Source organism: Rhizorhabdus dicambivorans, assembly GCF_002355275.1.
Lineage (GTDB): Bacteria > Pseudomonadota > Alphaproteobacteria > Sphingomonadales > Sphingomonadaceae > Rhizorhabdus > Rhizorhabdus dicambivorans.
On the sequence record NZ_CP023449.1, the window covers coordinates 1940196 to 1953615 of the forward strand.

Consider the following 13420-nt stretch of genomic DNA (forward strand, 5'->3'; position numbering starts at 1 on the left):
GTTATCCGACCGATATCATCATCGTCACCGCGACACCCGGCATTGGCTCGTCACTTCGGATGCGGGCTGATCATCAGGAAGGCGAAGGTGCCGCCGGTCTCGGTCCGCCAGGCGTGCGGGGTGCGCGGCAGATAGGCGGTATCGCCCGGCCTGAGCACGATCTCCTCGGTCTCGAGGATCAGGATCATCTCGCCCGCGATGCACATGTCGAAGTCGATCGAGTCGGTGAAGTGCATCTTGCTCTGATAGCCGGGGCCATAGCTGGCGACGCACCAGCGGGTCACACCGGCCGGCACATCCAGGCTCATCAGCCCGGGCGCCTCGGTATAGTCGTTGGGGTCCTCCTCGACGATGCCGGCGGGGTTCATCCGGGTGGTGAAGACTTCGGTCAGCGCGCCCGAATGCGGGCCGGGCTGGAAGGTCGCGGGATTCTCGACCAGCCGGCGCTCCACGAAATGGGGCGCTTCCTCCGAACTGTTGGTCCAGGTCCAGGTGCGGACCGAGTCGGTGCGATGGAGGACCGCCGACTTGCCGTTCGCGTCGACGCCGGTGATGTAGCGCATCATCGGGCCAATCCTCCGCCCGAAGCCGGGATCGAGTCGAGATGGCGCGCGCGCAGGGTGTTGCGCACATGGTAGGTGTCGCCATGTTCCCAGCCTTTGACGATCCGGCCATCCTCGCCGATGTCGAACTGGAAGAAATAGATATTGTTGTAGGGAACGCCGTTGTCCATCGTCCCATGCGATTCCGCGCGCACCGCGACGCGGTTCTCGTCGGCGGTGATGTCGTGAATCTCCAGAACCAGCCCGTCGGGGAATTGTGCGGTGATCAGCTTTTCCCAGAGCTCGATATAGCTCGCCATGCTGATTTCGCGCCGCTCGGTGAGGCTCCACCAGGAACCGGAGGGATCGACCATCGTCCAGGCGGTATCCAGATCGTTACGGGATTGCGCGTCGATAAACCGTCGGACCATGTCCTTGTTCTCAGCCGGCGTAGGCATGCGGCAATACTCCACTGTTCGGACCCGATCCGGGCGCAACCGGATCGGGCCAGATTTCCGTGCGTTCTTTCGTCGTTCAAGAGCCGGCGGGCGTTCGGCCCGAGTTATGGGCCCTAGAACTTGAACTCGGCGGAGACGCCATAGGTACGCGGTGCGCCAGGCGAGCCATAGGGCGGCAGGCCCGTCGCTGTGCGGACCAGGGTGTAATATTTCTCCTTGAAGGCGTTCTTCACCCAGGCGCGCAGGGTGAAACGTTCGCTCTCCGGCGTCCAGCGACCCTCGAAATTGAAGATATTATAGGAAGGCTGACGGATCTGATTGTCAGGCTCGAAATAGAAGCCGTCATTATAGTAATAATTTCCGTTCAGGCCGAACTCGCCCATGCTCGTCGGGATGACATAGTCGAAGCCGAGGTTCACGGTCATCTTGGGTGTGCGCTGTAGATCGTGGCCGGAATTGTCGATCGGGGTGGCCACGCCGACGCCCGTGGTCGGGCTGGTGACGAACGAGGTCGCGCCGGGATAGCTGTCATATTTGGAGTCGATGAACGAGACGCCGTAGGTGATCGAGAAGTCACGGGTGACGTTCGCCTGGCCCTCGATTTCCATACCATAGACGGTTGACTGGGCTGCATTGGCGGTGATTGCGCCAGTGGTACGGGTCTGCGTCAGCTGCAGGTTCTTATAGTCATAGTAAAAGCCCGACAGGTTGATACGCACGCGGCGATCGAACAGCTCGGTCTTCAGGCCGACCTCATAGTCGGTCAGCGTTTCCGGATCGACCGGCGCCTGGCTGGGGTTCGACGCATTCCAGTAGCCGCTCTTGAAGCCCGTGCTGATGCTCGCATAGGCAAGCACCGTCGGGGTGAGCTGCTGCGAGATGGCGGCGCGATAGGTGAATTTCGACTCATTCTTCTTGGTGCCGGCCGGAACCGTGAAGAGCAGCCCCTGCGCCGAGGTGGTGGTGCCGCTGAACTTCTTGCGGTCGGTGGTGTAGCGGCCCCCCAGGGTGATCAGCGTGTCGTCCGTGAACAGCGGGAAGGTGGCCTGCGCATAGGCGGAGTAGCTGTTGTTCACCTGCTCGGAGTCGTTGATGCGGAACTGTGAGGCGCCGAATGCGGGGGCAACGATCAGCTGCGGCTGATAGCCGGTCCGCGCATGGAAGTAGAACAGGCCCGCCTGCCACTGCAGCCGATTGCCGGCCGGAGCCAGAAGTTGCAGCTCGTTGGTCCAGCTTTCGGTGACATCGGTGAAGAAGGCGTTCGAAGCGGGGAACGGCGTCGCGTCGTTGTCGAGGTCCTCCCGGCGCTTCACCTGGCGGTAGGAGGTGGTGTTGACCAGGCGGATCGCATCGAAATCATGGGCGACGCGGAAATAGCCGCCATAATTCTTGGCGACGCCGATGCTGGCGATGTTGCTGATCGTGTCGTAGATCGAACCACGGAAGAAGGTGCCGGCCAGGCTGGGCGGTGGTGGCGGCAGGCCCGGCAGGGTCATCGCCGAGGCGCCGACGTCGGTCTTGGTATATTGATATTCGCCGACCAGCGTGACGGTGGTGTTCTCACCCGGCCTCCACTGCCATTTCGAACGGACCTGCCATTCCTTGCGGAAATTGGCATCGACGTTGAGGACCAGGTTACGGCCCCAGCCCTTGCTCTGGTTATAGCCATAGGCCGAGAAGTCGGCGGCCAGCGTCTCGGACAGCGGGCCGGACAGGTAGACGTCACCTTCCAGTGCCTGATAATTGGCATAGCCCGCCTTGATCCGGCCGGTCAGCGTGTCCGACGGATCCTTGGTAATGACGTTGATCAGGCCGCCCATGCTGTTGCGCCCGAACAGGGTGCCCTGCGGTCCCTTGAGAACCTCGACCCGCTCGATGCTGTTGAAGCTCGACGCGCTGCCGAGCGCGCCGGCATAGTAGACGCCGTCGACATAGAAGGCGACGGGCGGCTCTACGCCCGGCGCACGGCTGTTGGAGCCGACGCCGCGCAGGAAGACGGCGTTTGCGCCGCTGATGCGCTGCGTGTTCAGTGCGGGTACCAGCGTATTCAGATCTTCGGTGGTGCGCACGCCCTTCGAGGTCAGCGCGTCGGATGTGATCGCGGACACCGAGATCGGAACCTTCTGCAGGCTTTCGCTGCGGCGCTGCGCGGTCACCACGATTTCGGTCAGAGCGCCGCTGTCGTCGGTGGCGTCGGCGCCTGGCGCGGCCACTGCCTGCGCCCCTGCGGGGGCCGCGATCACGAGGGCCAGGATCGAAGAAGCGCCGATCAGAAGGGCTATACCACCCCGACGGCGCGCCATGGCACGGAATTTTGTCATCTGCTTTCCTCCCCTAGGATGATTGTCCGATGCGCCATTTCGGCGATCGGCTCATCGCGATGCCCGAACGCGACCTCCGGAACTCGGTGTGGACTGGATTTCGATCCGATGTGTCGAAGAATGCCGCGCATCCCGGATCAACACCAAAGTCACCTGCGAGTCGTCGTTCAAGCGATGTGGTTTGTAGAAATTATTATACGGTCGATCAACTAAATTATATCGGCTGTACAATTGGTCCAAGCACTCTCCCGGAAAACTGCGGCGCCGGGCGCCATCGACCTGCCGGCAGCTGGTTCGGTCAACTGGGCCAAAGGCTGGTTGCCGAGACTCTGTCGCCGGTCGGGCAGGGCTCGTTTTAATCATTTTTTGAACGGACGTCTATCTTATTTTTGACGTGTTTCGATCGCGTGGACCTGGCCCTTTTCCGCCCTGTCCTGCTCCGAACCTATGGCGTCGCCGCCGGCGCGATCCCGCCGCGGGGATGGACGTGGTGCTGGCGAGGCCCGCGTGTAGCCGACGGGCGGGCGTGCCCGAGTTGGTCGCCGGAATAATTTTCCGTTCGGGATTCGATGTCGTCTTGACGCCGCTCGGCCTCGCGCCGACAGCTGTTTCCGTCCGATCCGATTCGGCGGAGCCGGAGCCCGGTGTGCAAGGGTTCCTGCTGGACGGATTGGCCGGATGAAGCGATATTCGTTCGCCGCGTCTGCGCGGCGGCCCAGCCATGATGGGGACAGGAAGTTGGCGACAAATACGGCGGTGAGCAAGGTGGCCACCAAGGGTCGTGCCAGGCAGGCGCCGGTCGAGGCGGAAGCCAAGGCCGCCCCCGCCGCGCGCGGCGGCCGGAAGAAGTCCCGTGCCGGTGCCGATACCCGGGTGAAGCTGCTCGACGCGGCCGAGCGGCTGTTTGCCGAGGATGGCTATGACGGCACCTCGCTCCGCGATATCGCCAACCGCGCCAAGCTGCATCTTGCGCTCTCGACCTATCATTTCGGGACCAAGGAGAAGCTTTTCGAAGAGGTGATCCAGCGCCGCGCGACCGAGATGGAGCAGATCCGCCTCGCCGAACTCGCGAAGATCGATCTCGACAAGCTTTCGTCGGACGAGGCGCTGATGGCCCTGATTGAGGCCTATGCGCTGCCGATGATCCGCGCGCGCTACGGCCCGTCGCGGCAATGGCAGGCCTATGTCCGCCTGGTGTCGCAGCTGATCAGCGTGAAGCGCTGGGTGCCGCTGATCCGCAAATATTACGACAATTGCGGCCGGCAGTTCATCGCGAAGTTCGAAAAGGTCCTGCCCCATGCCGATCATGACAGCCTGCTCGATTCCTTCTCGTTCATGATATCGAACATGCTGTACGTCTGTTCCTATACGAACAGGTTCGACAAGCAGAAGGCCAAGCATCTTTCCGCCAAGGAAGATGTCGATGCGGCCGTCAAGAACTTCCTGCGGTTCACGCACGCGGGCTTCAAGGCGCTCTAGCGCCGTCGAGCGGGTTCGCTCGATCGGAATGGTGGTCCGGCGGGGGTCGTTCTGCGGCGTGACCTGCTGCTCGTCCGCATGCGGCCTATCGTTCTGCGGGATGCCGGCGATGGCCACAAAACGGCCGTCGAGCCGGCTTTCGGGGGCGTTGGACCCGCACAAGAATTTATATGGTCGTACAATAAGTCTCATGCTATGTGGGCGGTGTATCGAGAGTCGCCCGAAAGCAGTCCCCGGGCGTGCTGGGCGATAGAAGGAGATGGGTTTTGGAAGGCCAAGTTGATGTTGAGCCCGAGGCTGGCGGATCTACGAAGTCGAAGGGTTCGCGCCAGTTCCTGAAGGACAAGCTCCCGCGCGCCGGCCTCAAGGAATTCTGGTATCCTGCGGCCCGGGCCAAGGCGGTCGGGGAGAAGCCGATCGCCGTCAAGCTGCTCGGCGATGAGGTCGCGTTGTTCCGAGACGGGGGCAAGGTCCACGCCGTCCACAATCGCTGCCCGCACCGGGGCCTGCCGATGTCGATGGGCAAGCGCCATTTTCCGGGCACCATCTCCTGCGGCTATCATGGCTGGACCTTCGACATGAAGGGCAACTGCGTCGCCGCGCTCAATGAGGGGCCCTGCTCGCGGCTTCCGGGGCGCGTCAACCTGCGTACCTATCCGGTCGAGGAGCGCAGCGGCATCGTCTGGATATTCATGGGCGACAAGGCGCCCAAGCCGATCGAGGAGGATGTTCCGGCCGAACTGCTCGACAAGGATGCGATCACCTATTTCCATGTCGAGAACTGGGACTTCAACTGGCTGCCGGGTCTCGAGAATCTGATGGATACGCACGATCTGTTCGTGCACCGCAATTCGCCCTTCTACCTGTTCACCAAGATCCCGGCCTGGGCCGAGGTGGGCTCCGAGGTGATGGCTGATGGCCGTGGCGTCGCCTATCATTATTCGAAGGTCGGGCCCCTGCAGGAGGACTATCCCGGGCTCGGCAAATGGCCCAAGCGGGTCTGGTGGCGCAGGAAGAGGATCGCCGCGCCGAGCGGCGAATATCTGACCGCCGAACTGCGCCTGCCCGGCATCACCCGGGTTGGCTTCACCACGCTGATGTTCATCCGCTACATGGTGCCGATCGACGAGAATAGCTGCCGCGCCTTCCTTTTCTCGACGCGGCGCGTCACCGGCATCCGGGCGCTGTTCTACCGGGCTTATTATCATCTATGGGCGTCGTGGAGCCTGCTCAAGCTGTTCATCGGCCAGGATACGGTGGTGTTCGGCGCGCAGGATTATGATGCGCCCGAGCAGCTTTCGGCGCCCGACAACGGCATCATCAAATGGCGCCGTATCCTTGCCAGTTTCGCCGCCGCCGAGGCGGGGCAGGGCGATGGCGGCAGCGGCGGCCGCAAGATATCCAAGATCGATGTCGCCGCAGCCTGACGTTTGTCTCTGGATTATTTGTACGACTGCATAAAAAAATTGACTCGGCTCCGGGGCGCGACTAGCAGTTTGGCGAGGGCCGGGAAGCTGGCCGCTGCCGGCGATGCGTGCGACCACTCGGCTGACGCGTCGGTAACGGGCGCGCCACGCCGGCGATGGCGGGGCGTCCGCCCCGGGGTTGGGCCGCGCAGGACAGGCTTGAGGAGAGAGGTCATGGAGTCTCAATCGATCGCGGGGGAAGCGGGCGGCGAAGCGGTCGACAGGCGAATGGCGGCGCTGGTCGGCGATCCGGGCTTCCATGTCGATCCTTACCCGGCCTATCGCGAATTTCTGCGCGCGCCGGGCTGGCGGACGCCGTCGGGCTACCGCGTCTTCTCGCGCTACAAGGACGTTCAGGACATATTGCGCGACCCGACCGCCTTTGGGCAGGAAGGGATTCCCTATCCCAATTTCCACGTTCTCAACCCGCCCGAACATACGCGTCTTCGCAAGCTGGTGGCCAAGGCCTTCACCCAGCGTGCGGTGAACGATCGCATCGGCCAGATCACCGCCTTCGTCGATGAGCTGATCGACGATGTCGTCGCCGATGGCTCTATGGACTTCATGGGCCGCTTCGCGCTGGAACTGCCCGGGCGTGTGGGCGCATCGCTGCTCGATGTGCCCTATGAGGACATCCATCTGTGGAATCACTGGCTGTGGGCGATCGGCCAATTTCGCGGCAAGACTCATTATCTGGGCGAAGGCAGCGACGCCGACAAGAAGATCGCCAAGGATGCGGCGGCGGCAGCAGCGGACTATTTCCGCAACCTCGTTGCGGACCGGCATTCGGTGCGCGGCACCGACATCGTCAGCTCTCTCTTCTCGGCCCGCGAGGGCGAGGATCGGCTGAGCGACGAGGAGATCATGTACAGCCTGGTGCTGATCCTCGGCGGCAGTCTTCACACCACCGCCAGCCAGCTCGGCAACATCTTTCGTGCGCTGTTCGAGCATCCCGATCAGCTCGCGCTGCTCGAAGCCGATCCCTCGCTGGTCAATGGCGTGGTCGAGGAGGGGCTGCGCTATGACGGGTCGCTCCAGGCCGAATATCGTGTCTGTCGCGTGGATACAGAGGTTAACGGCGTCGCGGTCGAGGCCGGCACGCCGATCATCGTCGCGGTCGGCGCCGCGAACCGGGATCCCGAGCAGTTCCCCGATCCCGATCGGTTCGACATCCGCCGCGAGAATGCGGCGCAGCACCTGACCTTCGGTATGGGCATCCATCGCTGCCTCGGCGCGCAGCTCGCCCAGGCCGAGATGCGCATCGCGGTCGAGGCGCTGATCCGCCGCCTCCCCAGCCTGCGGCAGGCGGGCGCGCTGGAGCAGCATGAATATGATCGCTGGCGTGGGCTGCGCTCGCTGCCGGTCGCCTGGGAGGTCGCATGAACATGGGGAATGAGCTTCGTTTCGACGGCAAGGTCGCAGTGGTGACCGGCGCCGGGCGGGGGCTGGGGCGCGAATTCGCGCTGCTGCTGGCGTCCAGGGGCGCGGCGGTGATCGTCAACGACATCGGTTCGTCGGTCGACGCGCAGCGCTACGCCGCAGGCGAAAAGGCTCCCAACCCGGCGGGCGAGGTGGTCGAGGAGATCATCGCGGCCGGCGGACGGGCGAAGGCGAACACCGCCTCGGTCGCCGATCCCGCCGGGGCGGCCTCGATCGTCGATGACGCGGTGGAGGCTTTCGGGCGGATCGACATCGTCATCAACAACGCCGCCGTGGTGCTCACCGAGCCATTCGCCACGATGTCGCTCGACATGCTGACGACCAGCCTGGAGGTGAACCTGAAGGGACCCTTCCTGGTCGCGCAGCGCGCCTGGGGCCATATGCTGAAGCAGGGCGGCGGCCGCATCCTGAACATCTGTTCGGTCGACGGCGTCGTCTTCGGCAACGTCAACCATTCGGCCTATGACGCCGCCAAGGGCGGCCTCGCCGGCCTGACGCGGGGCATGGCCATCGAGGGGGCAGAGGTCGGGATCGCCGTCAACGGCCTGCTGCCCGGCGCCTATACGCGTGGCCAGAAGTCGGTCGACCAGTCGCTGACCCCGGTCAAGCTGATCGATATGCGGCCCGAACTGGTCGCCCCCGCCGCCTGCTGGCTGGTGCACGAGGCGTGCGGGGAGAATGGTGCCTTCTTCCATAGCAGTTCGGGCCGGCTCAGCCGCGTCTTCGTTGGCGTCGGTGAGGGGTTCCAGGACGTGCCCGAGCATTTCTCGATGGAGCGCATCCGCGACAATCGCGAGCAGGCTCACAGCTACGAACCCTATGTGTCGCCGCGTACCACCCAGGAGTTCAACGAGTTCCGGGTGCGCCGCTTCCGCGAGATCAACCCGCCGGTGGAGGCCTGAGATGCAGCGGCTTCCCCCCGCCGAACCCGGCGCCGAGGAAAAGGCCTTCCGCGCGCGCGAGGGCACGGTCTCGCCCAACATCCAGCTCGCCCTGGCGCATGCGCCGGAGGTCGCGCAAAAACAGCTTGAACTGCTGCGGGCCTTTTCCGCCGGCATGTCGCTGCGCGACAAGGAGGCGGCGATCCTCCACATCGCGGTGCTGACCGACAACAGCTATTGCTGGGGCTTCCATGTCCGTCCCGGTATCCGGGCCGGCCTCAGCGAAGCGGAGATTCGGGGCATCCTGGCCGGCGACCATTCGATGTTCCCGCAAAGGGATCGCGATCTGCTCGATTTCGTGGGTGCCACGGTCGCGCAGACGACCACCGATCAGCAATGGGCACGGATGGCGGAAGGGCGATCCCATGAGGAGATCGTCAAGCTGATTTTCCTGGTCGGCTTCTACTGCATGCTCGGCAAGATCAATGCGGTCGTCCGCGTTCCGCTCGATCCCGGACAGGGGGAGACGGATGGCGAGAGCTGGTCGCCGCTGGTGCGGGCGATGGTGGAAGAAGCAGCGCTCTGAATATTAGGAACGGGAGAGGCTAAGGTGGACCTGGGAGTTTCTGGAAAGACCGCGCTGATCGCCGGCGGATCGATGGGGATCGGCCGCAAGACCGCGGAGATTCTCGCCGCTGATGGCTGCGCCGTCGCGGTCGTCGGTCTTGCCGATGATCCGGCCTCGATCGCGGCGGCGGTCGATGCGATCACAGGGGCTGGCGGCAAGGCGATCGGCATCGGCGCGGACATGACCCGCAAGAGCGAGATCCAGCGCGCCATGGCCGAGTGCAAGGCCGCGTTCGGATCGCCCGATATTCTCGTCGCCAATGTGAACGGCCCGCCGCCCGGCTATTTCGAGGAAGTGACCGACGAGCAGTTCGAGGAAGCCGTCCGCAGCATGACGATGTCGCTCGTCTACACGCTGCGCGAGGCCTTCCCGCACATGAAGGAAAAGGGCTGGGGCCGCGTCGTCAACATGAACTCGATCGGCGCGAAGGAGCCGACCCGCTTCATCGGTCACACGCTGGTCAACACCGGCCGCGCGGCGGCGGTGGCGCTCTCCAAGTCGCTGTCCGACGAATATGCGCCGTTCGGCATCACCGTGAACTCGATCGGCACCGGCTTCATCGGCACCGACCGCTTCATGGGCTATTGGAATCGTCTCTCGGAGAAGACCGGCGCGCCGCTCGACGAGGTGCTCAAGGACGTCACCGCCTCGATCCCCGCCGGCCGCATCGGCCGGGTCGAGGAGATTGCCGGGACGATCGCCTTCCTCTGCTCCGACCTGGGCGGCTATGTGAACGGCGAGTTCATCAATGTCGACGGCGGCTGGCACAGGAGCGCCTGGTGATGGCGGCACCCGAAAGCCCGGCGGTCGTCCTACGCCCATCTTCCGAAGTGCTGGTGGGGCTCGGTGCGGATGTCGGCGCGGCCGCCCGGCTGGTCGTCCAATGGTTCGCCACCCTGTCCGAGGGCCACCTTGATGAGGCCTGGGCGATGATGGAGCGGACCGGCAGCTATTATCTGCTGCGCCAGCGCAAGACGATCTCGATCGCCGATTTCACGGCGGTCATGTCGGGCCTCGTCGGCACCACCTTCGCCGGCCCGATCGTCTGGTCGCTGGGCGCGGTCACAGCGCAGGACGGCCGCGTCTCGGTGGTCGCGGGATCGAAGGTGCCGCTGACCAAGGGCGGCTATTACGAGAATCTCTACCATTTCCTTTTCCGCGTGGAGGATGGGCTGATCCGCGAAGGCTATGAGTTCGCCGACACCTTCGTCTCGGCGCAGACCTTCGCCGCCCCTCCGGGAGAAGGCTGAGGCGGCGACGGCATCATCGGGAGGCTGATATGCAGGACATGGGCGAAAGCTGCCCCTTCGCGTTCAATTTCGACGAACGGAGCTTCAAGGCGGGCGATATCGTCAGCTACCGCGTCGAGGGCCTCGCCGACTTTCCCTTCGTCGGCACGCTGATCGAGGTCCATGACGATCATGTCGTGATCAGCGCCGATCCGAAAGACGCGGCCAGCCGGATGCGGGCCACGCGCGAGAGCCGGCCGCTGGTCGCCGCAGGGGACGCGCTTTGAATCCGGAGCGGTCCACGAAACGGGTGGTGACGGGGCGCGGGGCGGATGGCCGGGACGCCATCCTGCAGCAGGGGCCGATCGACCCGATCGCCGGCATGGCCGGCAGCGCCAACCAGACGCGGCTGCACTGGGCGACGTCCGATCCTGTCACCCTGCCGCATGACGGCACCGATCCGGTGGCGGGCGCCGGGATGTCGATGCCTGCGCCGGGCGAGACCCTTTTCCTCCAACTCACCCTCGTCCCGCATTCGGCGACGCCGATCCATGCGACGCCGACCCTGGACTATGTCGCGATCCTGTCCGGCGAACTGTGGCTGGTCATGGAGGATGGCGGGGAGACCCGGCTGACGGCGGGCGACACGGTCGTCCAGAACGGTACGCGCCACGCCTGGGAAAACCGTTCCGCCGAACCGTGCACGATGATGGCGGTGATGGTCGGCGCGAAAGTCATTGATTGAACGATCGTACAAGTTTATGTGCTGGTCCGGAACCGGGAGGCGGGGTCGGCTCCTTGGACAAGCGGGGCGGGACGCAGGAGAATGACAGCATGAGCAGCGAAGTCGCGCAGGCCGGCAGTTTCTGGCTGGAGCTGGTTGGAACGGGCCTCAAGGAGAATTTCCACCTCGTCTCGGGCGTGCGTACCCGGGTGCTGGAGGCGGGATCGGGCCCGGCCCTGCTGATCCTGCACGGCACCGGCGGCCATGCCGAAACCTATCAGCGCAACATCGGGCCGCTCTCGAAATATTTCCGGGTGATCGTGCCAGACATGATCGGCCATGGCTTCACCGATCGGCCCGATCTCGATTACACGCTCGATGACTTCGCCGATCATCTGTTCGGCCTGCTCGACGTACTCGGAATCGACAAGGCCCATGTCTCGGGGGAATCGCTGGGCGGCTGCATCGCGGCCTGGATGACGATCCGCAATCCCGAGCGGGTCGACCGGCTTGTGCTCAACACCGGCATCCTCGATCGCCCCGACGCGAAGGGGCTGGTCCAGCTTGCGGACCTCGAGCAGCGGACCAAGACGCTGGCCGAGGATTGCTCGCTCGATACGGTGCGGCGGCGCCTTCAATGGCTGGTGCTCGACAAGGATACGATGACCGAGGAGATGGTCCATATCCGTCATCGCATCTACAACCAGCCGGGCATGATCGATTCCGTGATCCGGGTGATGGGCGCCGTCCTGTCGATGAACCGCGGCCTCTACAAGGGCGGCGACTATCTCGCGCGCGAACGGATGGCGCAGATCAGCCGTCCGACCTTGGTGCTGTGGAGCGATCATAATCCCGGCAAGCCCTATGACGTGATCAAGCCGGCGATCGACCTGATTCCCGATGCCGAGGTGCATATCATCAGGGATGCCGCGCATTGGCCGCAGTTCGAGCAGCCCGACGCCGTCAACGGCCTGATGATCGACTTCCTCACACGGCCCGAAGCGGCCCGGTCGGCCGCCTGATGCCGGACCCGCTGGCCTTGGGATTCATCGGGCTGGGTGACATGGGCGGCCCGATTGCCGAGCATATCCTGGAGGCCGGCCACGCGCTTGGCCTGTGCGATCTGCGCGCGGAGGCGGTCGCGCATCTGGTGGCGCGCGGCGGCCGGGCGGCGGCGAGCCCCGCCACGCTGGCGGCGGAAAGCGACGTGCTGTTCCTCTGCGTGGTCGACGACAAGCAGGTCCTGTCATTGAGCCGGGACCATCTCGTCGGGGCTATGCGCTCTGGTTCGGTTCTCGTCATCCTGAGCAGCGTGCGGCCCGACACGATGCACCAGCTGCAGGCGCTGTTCGACGGGCGCGGCGTGGAGCTGCTCGATTGCCCGGTTTCCGGTTCGCGGCCGGCGGCGGCGGCCGGCACCCTCACCCTGATCATCGGTGGCGACACCGAGCTGATCGATCGGCTCCGTCCGGTGCTGGAATGCTTTTCGGAGCGCATCTTCCACACCGGCCCGCTCGGCTCGGGACAGGCGATGAAGATCGCCAACAACGTGATGCTCCACATGAACCACCTCGTCGCGCTCGAGGCGGTTCGCTTCGCTCGCGCGCAGGGCATTGCCGAGGAGAAGCTGATCGAAGTGGCGAACACCAGTTCGGGCCGCTCCTGGGTCACCGAGACCTGGGGGCTGATCGACGACATGTTCCGCGATCATCCCCAGGCGGGAACGCCCGGCATCTACGAGATGATGGTCAAGGAGATGTGGAACTCGGTGCTGCTCTCGCGCGGCAGCGAGACCTGGCTGCCGCTGACCGGCCTGGGCCTCCAGGTCAGCCGCGCCTTCTACGAGGAGCGCGAGCGGCAGCTCGGCATCGTCCCCGCCGACGAGCGGGATTAGGCCGCCAGCCTCTCGAAGCGCGGGCTCGGGCAGGCGCGAAAGAGGCGGGGGCGGGCGCAGCTCCGGAAGAAGCTGACACTGTCCTCGCTCAGCACGATCCGCTCGCGTCGCGAGACGGGCACGGTCTCCCCGTTGATCTCGCGGACCAGCTGCGCATCATGCGCCAGCCGTCCGTGCAGCGCGATGATCTCCTCCGCCTTCACCAGCATGCTGTTGGTAGCGCGCAGGCAACCATCGATGTCGATGATGTAGCGGCCGATCCCCTGATGCTCGAAACCCTGGTTCATTGCTCGTCGTCCTTTTCCGATTCGACGAGGATAACTATGAATGGGCGGCATGACAAAAACTGTCACCCACT

The 13420-nt window shown here is 64.4% G+C and carries 15 protein-coding genes; 11 read left to right on the forward strand and 4 right to left on the reverse strand.

Features of this window, described 5'->3' with window-relative positions:
* Positions 1 to 50: 50 nt before the first annotated feature.
* The 3 genes from CMV14_RS09345 to CMV14_RS09355 all read right to left on the reverse strand — a co-directional run bounded on the left by CMV14_RS09345 (position 51) and on the right by CMV14_RS09355 (position 3321).
* Positions 51 to 566, reverse strand: coding sequence for a cupin domain-containing protein (locus tag CMV14_RS09345; RefSeq protein WP_066964466.1), 516 nt, complete (start codon positions 564 to 566; stop codon positions 51 to 53).
* Complete coding sequence (locus tag CMV14_RS09350) at positions 563 to 1000, reverse strand: nuclear transport factor 2 family protein (RefSeq protein ID WP_083215890.1); 438 nt, start codon at positions 998 to 1000, stop codon at positions 563 to 565. Before CMV14_RS09350 ends, CMV14_RS09345 begins: the two co-directional genes overlap by 4 nt.
* Positions 1001 to 1113: 113 nt before the next feature.
* On the reverse strand, positions 1114 to 3321 hold the full coding sequence (locus CMV14_RS09355) for a TonB-dependent receptor (protein WP_083215891.1): 2208 nt from the start codon (positions 3319 to 3321) through the stop codon (positions 1114 to 1116).
* A 678-nt stretch (positions 3322 to 3999) separates the two neighbouring features.
* On the opposite strand from CMV14_RS09355, the gene CMV14_RS09365 reads away from it, so the two are divergent.
* From CMV14_RS09365 to CMV14_RS09415, 11 genes are all read left to right on the forward strand, one after another.
* Entirely contained in the window at positions 4000 to 4800 is an 801-nt protein-coding gene (locus tag CMV14_RS09365) for a TetR/AcrR family transcriptional regulator (protein ID WP_066964470.1), read from the forward strand.
* 266 nt (positions 4801 to 5066) lie between these two features.
* Complete coding sequence (locus CMV14_RS09370; RefSeq protein WP_066964471.1) at positions 5067 to 6227, forward strand: Rieske 2Fe-2S domain-containing protein; 1161 nt, start codon at positions 5067 to 5069, stop codon at positions 6225 to 6227.
* A 213-nt stretch (positions 6228 to 6440) separates the two neighbouring features.
* Positions 6441 to 7649: a cytochrome P450 gene (locus tag CMV14_RS09375; RefSeq protein ID WP_066964472.1), complete on the forward strand. Its 1209-nt coding sequence runs from the start codon at positions 6441 to 6443 to the stop codon at positions 7647 to 7649.
* The gene (locus CMV14_RS09380; RefSeq protein ID WP_083215893.1) at positions 7646 to 8608 is read left to right on the forward strand and encodes an SDR family NAD(P)-dependent oxidoreductase; all 963 of its coding nucleotides are present in this window, start codon (positions 7646 to 7648) and stop codon (positions 8606 to 8608) included. The genes CMV14_RS09375 and CMV14_RS09380 overlap by 4 nt, the downstream gene beginning before the upstream one ends.
* Position 8609: 1 nt before the next feature.
* Positions 8610 to 9173, forward strand: a complete 564-nt coding sequence (locus CMV14_RS09385) for a carboxymuconolactone decarboxylase family protein (protein ID WP_066964486.1) — start codon at positions 8610 to 8612, stop codon at positions 9171 to 9173.
* Positions 9174 to 9197: 24 nt separating this feature from the next.
* Complete coding sequence (locus CMV14_RS09390) at positions 9198 to 9998, forward strand: SDR family oxidoreductase (RefSeq protein ID WP_066964488.1); 801 nt, start codon at positions 9198 to 9200, stop codon at positions 9996 to 9998.
* A complete protein-coding gene (locus CMV14_RS09395; RefSeq protein WP_238147240.1) occupies positions 9995 to 10465 on the forward strand; it encodes a nuclear transport factor 2 family protein in 471 nt (156 codons plus the stop codon). The genes CMV14_RS09390 and CMV14_RS09395 overlap by 4 nt, the downstream gene beginning before the upstream one ends.
* A 29-nt stretch (positions 10466 to 10494) precedes the next feature.
* Complete coding sequence (locus tag CMV14_RS09400) at positions 10495 to 10731, forward strand: hypothetical protein (protein WP_066964492.1); 237 nt, start codon at positions 10495 to 10497, stop codon at positions 10729 to 10731.
* A 26-nt stretch (positions 10732 to 10757) separates the two neighbouring features.
* Positions 10758 to 11189: a cupin domain-containing protein gene (locus CMV14_RS09405; RefSeq protein ID WP_139114720.1), complete on the forward strand. Its 432-nt coding sequence runs from the start codon at positions 10758 to 10760 to the stop codon at positions 11187 to 11189.
* Between the two features lie 89 nt (positions 11190 to 11278).
* Positions 11279 to 12190 (forward strand): alpha/beta fold hydrolase, encoded by a 912-nt coding sequence (locus CMV14_RS09410; RefSeq protein WP_066964547.1) that lies wholly within the window; start codon positions 11279 to 11281, stop codon positions 12188 to 12190.
* Positions 12190 to 13062 carry an NAD(P)-dependent oxidoreductase gene (locus tag CMV14_RS09415; RefSeq protein ID WP_066964496.1) on the forward strand — a complete coding sequence of 291 codons (873 nt, stop codon included), beginning with the start codon at positions 12190 to 12192 and terminating at the stop codon, positions 13060 to 13062. Before CMV14_RS09410 ends, CMV14_RS09415 begins: the two co-directional genes overlap by 1 nt.
* Here the strand turns inward: CMV14_RS09415 and CMV14_RS09420 are convergent.
* Positions 13059 to 13349, reverse strand: coding sequence for a hypothetical protein (locus tag CMV14_RS09420; protein WP_066964499.1), 291 nt, complete (start codon positions 13347 to 13349; stop codon positions 13059 to 13061). The two genes, CMV14_RS09415 and CMV14_RS09420, sit on opposite strands and share 4 nt — an antisense overlap.
* Positions 13350 to 13420: the final 71 nt, after the last annotated feature.